This window comes from Erwinia sp., from assembly GCF_031978025.1.
Lineage (GTDB): Bacteria > Pseudomonadota > Gammaproteobacteria > Enterobacterales > Enterobacteriaceae > Erwinia.
In genome coordinates, this window is sequence record NZ_DALZCD010000278.1 from 1 (window position 1) to 5,542 (window position 5,542).

At 54.8% G+C, this 5,542-nt stretch carries 6 protein-coding genes; 5 read left to right on the forward strand and 1 reads right to left on the reverse strand.

Annotated features, from left to right (window positions below):
* On the forward strand, positions 1-654 hold a 654-nt coding region (locus RTK32_RS18100; RefSeq protein WP_312046427.1), incomplete at its 5' end, for a gamma-glutamyltransferase.
* A 33-nt stretch (positions 655-687) separates the two neighbouring features.
* Here the strand turns inward: RTK32_RS18100 and RTK32_RS18105 are convergent.
* Positions 688-1,185 carry a GNAT family N-acetyltransferase gene (locus tag RTK32_RS18105; RefSeq protein WP_312046429.1) on the reverse strand — a complete coding sequence of 166 codons (498 nt, stop codon included), beginning with the start codon at positions 1,183-1,185 and terminating at the stop codon, positions 688-690.
* A gap of 391 nt (positions 1,186-1,576) precedes the next feature.
* Here RTK32_RS18105 and RTK32_RS18110 point away from each other — a divergent pair, with 391 nt between their 5' ends.
* From RTK32_RS18110 to gntU, 4 genes are all read left to right on the forward strand, one after another.
* Complete coding sequence (locus RTK32_RS18110) at positions 1,577-2,272, forward strand: pirin family protein (RefSeq protein WP_312046431.1); 696 nt, start codon at positions 1,577-1,579, stop codon at positions 2,270-2,272.
* A 95-nt stretch (positions 2,273-2,367) separates the two neighbouring features.
* Positions 2,368-3,363 (forward strand): gluconate operon transcriptional repressor GntR, encoded by a 996-nt coding sequence (gene gntR / locus RTK32_RS18115; RefSeq protein ID WP_312046433.1) that lies wholly within the window; start codon positions 2,368-2,370, stop codon positions 3,361-3,363.
* Positions 3,364-3,566: 203 nt separating this feature from the next.
* Complete coding sequence (gene gntK / locus RTK32_RS18120) at positions 3,567-4,100, forward strand: gluconokinase (RefSeq protein WP_312046435.1); 534 nt, start codon at positions 3,567-3,569, stop codon at positions 4,098-4,100.
* Between the two features lie 6 nt (positions 4,101-4,106).
* Positions 4,107-5,447 carry a gluconate transporter gene (gene gntU, locus RTK32_RS18125; protein WP_312046437.1) on the forward strand — a complete coding sequence of 447 codons (1,341 nt, stop codon included), beginning with the start codon at positions 4,107-4,109 and terminating at the stop codon, positions 5,445-5,447.
* The last annotated feature ends 95 nt before the right edge of the window (positions 5,448-5,542 follow it).

A 5,542-nucleotide genomic window follows, 5' to 3' on the forward strand; every position in this document is an offset into this window, starting at 1 on the left:
GCACAGCAGATAGACGTGAACAAAGCGCTGCCTTCCACTGAGATTAAACCCGGCAAACTGGCCCCTTATGAAAGCAACCAGACCACGCATTTTTCCGTGGTGGATAAGCAGGGCAATGCGGTCGCGGTGACCTATACCCTGAATACGTACTTCGGTAGCGGGATTGTGGCAGGGAAGAGTGGGATTTTGCTCAACAACGAAATGGATGATTTTTCCGCCAAGCCGGGCACGCCAAATATTTATGGCCTGGTGGGCGGTGAAGCGAACGCGGTCCAGCCTTACAAACGACCGCTCTCGTCCATGTCACCAACTATTGTTGCTAAAAACGGTAAAACCTGGCTGGTCACGGGCAGCCCGGGCGGCAGTCGTATCATTACTACCGTGCTGCAAATGGTGGTTAACAGCATCGATTTTGGTATGAACGTGGCAGAAGCGACCAATGCGCCGCGCTTCCATCATCAGTGGCTGCCGGATCAGCTACGCGTGGAAAAGGGCTTTAGCCCGGATACGCTAAAGCTGCTGGAAGCCAAAGGACAGCACGTTAAAGTGCTGCCAGCGATGGGCAGTACGCAAAGTATTATGATTGGCCCGGATGGGACCCTGTATGGCGCTTCCGATCCGCGCTCTGTTGACGATCTGACGGCAGGTTATTAACAAGAAGGGGCGATACCTTATCGCCCCTGTATTTTATGCGGCGCGCAAACGCGCCATATAAAGTGCATCCACCTGTTTGCCATTGCGTACGGCATAACGTCGCGCCACGCCTTCCGTGGCAAAACCAAACCGCTGATAAAGCCTTACCGCCGTGTCGTTGTCGGCAAATACCGTCAGCTCAATACGCTCAACACTCAGCCAGTTGTCGCACAGGCTGACCATTTCCTGCATCAGTGCCGATGCCACGCCGCGTCCACGATAGTGACAATCGACGCACATCCCGAAAGTCGCGGTATGCCGCCGACGCGCGCGCGCGTTAACCTCCAGATATAAGTCGCCGACAACCTGCCCATCAATGCAGGCGACCAGCCGCTGCATACCGGGCTGGAGATTCTGTAACCGTTGCTGAATAAGCGCGAGCGAGGGATGAGGAATTTGCAGCGTATCGGTATAGGTCTCCGGCTGGCTGAGGATACGATACAGTTCCGTGGCGTCTTCAACGGCGGCATGTCTGATAACTATCTCACTCATTCTCGCGCTCCTTTTGTTTATTTCCTTCTTAAAATCAGGGGATTCTGCCTTAAAATCAAGCGAAAAAAAGGGCGAAGAGGGCTTTACAAGTGCGAATGATAATGATTATTATTGTCATGCGTTTTCGATTTGGGCTTCACGGACCGGTCGGGAAGGCACGACATTGCTCACATTGCTTCCAATATTATTTAGCCAGCTCGGGTGCTGGCTTTTTTTTTGCCTTTTTCCCGGTAAAAAAACGGTGCTCCCCTCTTTTTATGACCTTGTGCATCTGGCCTGAAAGAAGGCCGCCTGTTTCATCGAATAATTTGAACAGAGGAGACAATTTTCTCCGCTATCTTCCCAGGCACCACAGGTCCAGACTGTGTGAAAACGTTGAGGAGGATTGAATATGATTTACTTACGCAAAGCACAAGATCGCGGTCACGCTAACCATGGCTGGCTGGACAGCTGGCATACGTTCTCTTTCGCTAACTACTATGACGCCAATTTTATGGGCTTTTCGGCGCTGCGAGTGATTAACGAAGATGTGATTGATGGAGGGCAGGGCTTCGGTACCCATCCGCATAAGGATATGGAGATCCTGACCTACGTGCTTTCCGGCACGGTGGAGCACGAAGACAGCATGGGCAACAAGGAGCAGATCCCGGCGGGTGAGTTCCAGATTATGAGCGCCGGAACCGGTGTTCGTCACTCTGAGTACAACGCCAGCAAAGAAGTGCCGCTGCATCTGTATCAGATCTGGATTATTCCGGAAAGAACCGGCATTACGCCCCGTTACGATCAGCGTCGTTTTGCGGATGTCCAGGGCCGTCAGCTGATATTGTCGCCGGATGCGCGTGAAGGCTCGCTGAAGGTTTATCAGGACATGACGCTTTCTCGCTGGGTACTGAAACAGGGCGAGCAGGATAGCGTCCAGCTGGAGCCAAACCGCCGTATCTGGATCCAGGTTGTTAAAGGCGATGTTACAGTCAATGGCGAAAAAGCGGGTACCAGCGACGCTTTCGCTATTTGGGATGAGAGCACGTTGAGCCTGCAAGCCAGCAGCGATGCTGAAATCCTGCTGTTCGATCTGCCGTCTGTTTAAGATCACACTTTGGGCGCGCGCTGCCGCGCCCTTCACCGTTTTCCCTCCAATTTTGTTACACTCAAGCGATCCATCCTCTGACCCCTCTGAAAATAATGAAGAAGAAAAGACCGGTGCTACAGGACGTTGCCGATCGTGTGGGCATCACCAAGATGACCGTCAGCCGCTATCTGCGCAATCCCGATCAGGTTTCCGTTGCCTTGCAAAGCCGCATCGCCGCCGCACTGGATGAACTGGGCTATATCCCTAATCGTGCACCTGATATTTTATCTAACGCCACCAGCCGGGCTATCGGCGTGCTGCTGCCTTCTCTCACTAACCAGGTTTTCGCCGACGTTTTGCGCGGCATTGAAGCCGTAACCGATGCCGCTGGCTATCAGACCATGCTGGGCCATTTCGGCTACAGCGCAGAGAAAGAAGAGTTACAGATGCGTTCGCTGCTGGGGTGGAACATCGACGGGCTTATCCTGACTGAACGCAGCCATACGCCTGCCAGCCTGCGCATGATTGAAACGGCGGGTATTCCGGTGCTGGAAATGATGGACTGCGTGTCGCCCTGCCTGGATCTGGCGGTGGGCTTCGACAATGTGGAAGCGGCGCGGCAGATGACGCATGCCATCCTGCGTAAAGGGCATCGCCACACGGTGTATCTGGGCGCGCGGCTGGATGAGCGTACCTTATTGAAACATCAGGGCTATGAGCAGGCGATGCGCGAAGCTAACCTGATACCGCATAGCATTATGATGGAAGAGCCTTCCTCATTTTCAATGGGCGGAACGCTGATGCGGGCAGCACAACAGCGCTATCCTGAAACGGACAGCCTGTTCTGTACCAATGATGATTTGGCAGTGGGCGCCATGTTTGAATGTCAGCGACAGGGGCTTCGCGTGCCGCAAGATATCGCTATTGCCGGTTTCCACGGTCACGATATCACCCAGGTGGTCACGCCGGAGCTGGCCACGGTGCTGACGCCGCGTGAAAAAATGGGGCAGGTTTCCGCTTCCCTTCTTTTGGCGCGTATTCGCGGCGAGCAAAGTGGATCGCAGCAGATCGACGTTGGTTTTATGATTTCGGAAGGCGGCAGTATCTGACCCCTGTAGAGCCGATCCCTTCGGCTCTTTGTCTCTTTGTGCCACAAAGAGTCCTAATCTGGCATTTCTTTGAGCCATCTCACATTTACCAGCTTTTTCCGCCCCAGCTGTTGCCATACTTCACGGGCGTCCAGACAATGTTACCGATAACAACATAACGCTAACACTGGGCAGGTCCCTGATATCCACGCCGGAGTAAAACAATGAAGAATCCTTTTCCGTCCAATCGTGTGTTTGTACTGATGGGCGTATCCGGCAGCGGCAAGTCCGCCGTTGCTAATGCCGTCGCTTATCACCTGAAAGCGGCTTTCCTGGATGGCGACTTTCTGCACCCTCGTAGCAATATTCAAAAAATGGCGGAAGGTCATCCCCTGAATGATGACGATCGTCGTCCGTGGCTGAAGGCGATTAACGATGCCGCTTTCGCTATGCAGCGCACTAACCAGTTTTCGCTGATCGTCTGTTCCTCGCTGAAAAAGAGCTACCGCGACATTTTGCGCGAAGGCAATGACAACCTGTCTTTCATTTATATGAAGGGCGATTTTGACACCATCGAAGCCCGCCTGCGCGCGCGTAAAGGGCACTTCTTCAAGCCGCAGATGCTGGTAACGCAGTTTGAAACGCTGCAGGAGCCAGGCAGTGATGAGCACGACGTGCTGGTCGTAGATATCAACCAGACGCTGGATGAAGTTGTGGCTACTACTATCGCCACCATCGAAGGTGCGATAAATAAGTAGGGTGTCATGTCAACTGCAACACTGGTACTAACTGCGGCAGGATCTGTCCTGCTGCTGCTGTTTTTGGTGATGAAAGCGCGGATGCACGCTTTTCTGGCGCTGATGCTGGTTTCGGTCGGGGCCGGAGTCTTCTCCGGCATGCCGCTGATTGATATCGCCGCCACGATGCAAAAAGGCATGGGCGGCACGCTGGGCTTCCTGGCCGTGGTGGTCGCGCTGGGCGCGATGTTCGGTAAAATTTTGCATGAAACCGGCGCGGTCGATCAGATAGCGATCAAGATGCTGAAAACCTTTGGCGAAAGCCGTGCGCACTATGCAATGGGCATCGCCGGGCTGATTTGTGCACTGCCGCTGTTCTTTGAGGTCGCGGTGGTATTACTGATAAGCATTGCCTTTGCCGTGGCGCGCCGTACCGGCGATAACCTGGTTAAACTGGTGATCCCTCTGTTCGCCGGCGTGGCCGCCGCCGCTGCGTTTTTGCTGCCCGGCCCTGCGCCGATGCTGCTGGCTTCGCAGATGCACGTCGATTTCGGCTGGATGATCCTGCTGGGCGTCTGCGCGGCGATTCCGAGTATGCTGATTGCCGGTCCGCTGTTCGGTAACTTTATCAGCCGCCACGTGACCTTTACGCTGCCGACCGAAAATAACCATCCTGAGTTTGATGAAAGCAAGCTGCCTTCCTTTGCCTTCAGCCTGTCGCTGATCCTGTTTCCGCTGGTGCTGGTAGGGCTGAAAACCATCGGCGCGCGCTTTGCCACCGAAGGAACTTCGCTCTATCAGTGGCTGGAGTTTATCGGTCATCCGTTTATCGCCATTCTGCTTGCCTGCCTGGTAGCCATTTATGGTCTGGCCTATCGTCAGGGCATGGATAAAGAGCGGGTCATGCAGATTTGCGGCAGCGCGCTGCAGCCAGCAGGCATTATTCTGCTGGTGATTGGCGCGGGTGGCGTCTTTAAGCAGGTGCTGGTGGATTCCGGCGTTGGGCCGGCACTGGGCCACGCCCTGACCGGCGCGGGCTTACCTGTGGCGCTGGCCTGCTTTATCCTTGCCGGTGCGGTACGCATCATCCAGGGTTCTGCTACCGTCGCCTGCCTGACGGCGGTAGGGCTGATTATGCCGGTGATTGAGCCGCTGCACTATTCCGGCGCGCAGATGGCCGCATTATCTATCTGTATCGCAGGCGGTTCGATCATTTTCAGCCACGTCAACGATGCGGGCTTCTGGCTGTTTGGCCGCTTTACCGGCGCAACCGAAGGACAGACGCTCAAGACCTGGACGATGATGGAAACCCTTCTCGGCACGACCGGCGCGCTCGTGGGCATGATTGCTTTCGAACTGCTTTCCTGATGGCCATGACGGGCCAGGTGCCCGTCAGGCTTTTTCCCGCGAGCGGGGGAAGAGTAAAAAAGGGAACAGCAGATAAGGCGCAATCACCAAAAGGG

Coding starts and splice junctions, on each gene's coding strand:
- RTK32_RS18110 (WP_312046431.1), top strand. CDS start 1,577: ATGATTTACTTACGCAAAGCACAAGATCGCGGTCACGCTAACCATGGC.
- gntU (WP_312046437.1), top strand. CDS start 4,107: ATGTCAACTGCAACACTGGTACTAACTGCGGCAGGATCTGTCCTGCTG.
- RTK32_RS18105 (WP_312046429.1), bottom strand. CDS start 1,185: ATGAGTGAGATAGTTATCAGACATGCCGCCGTTGAAGACGCCACGGAA.
- gntR (WP_312046433.1), top strand. CDS start 2,368: ATGAAGAAGAAAAGACCGGTGCTACAGGACGTTGCCGATCGTGTGGGC.
- gntK (WP_312046435.1), top strand. CDS start 3,567: ATGAAGAATCCTTTTCCGTCCAATCGTGTGTTTGTACTGATGGGCGTA.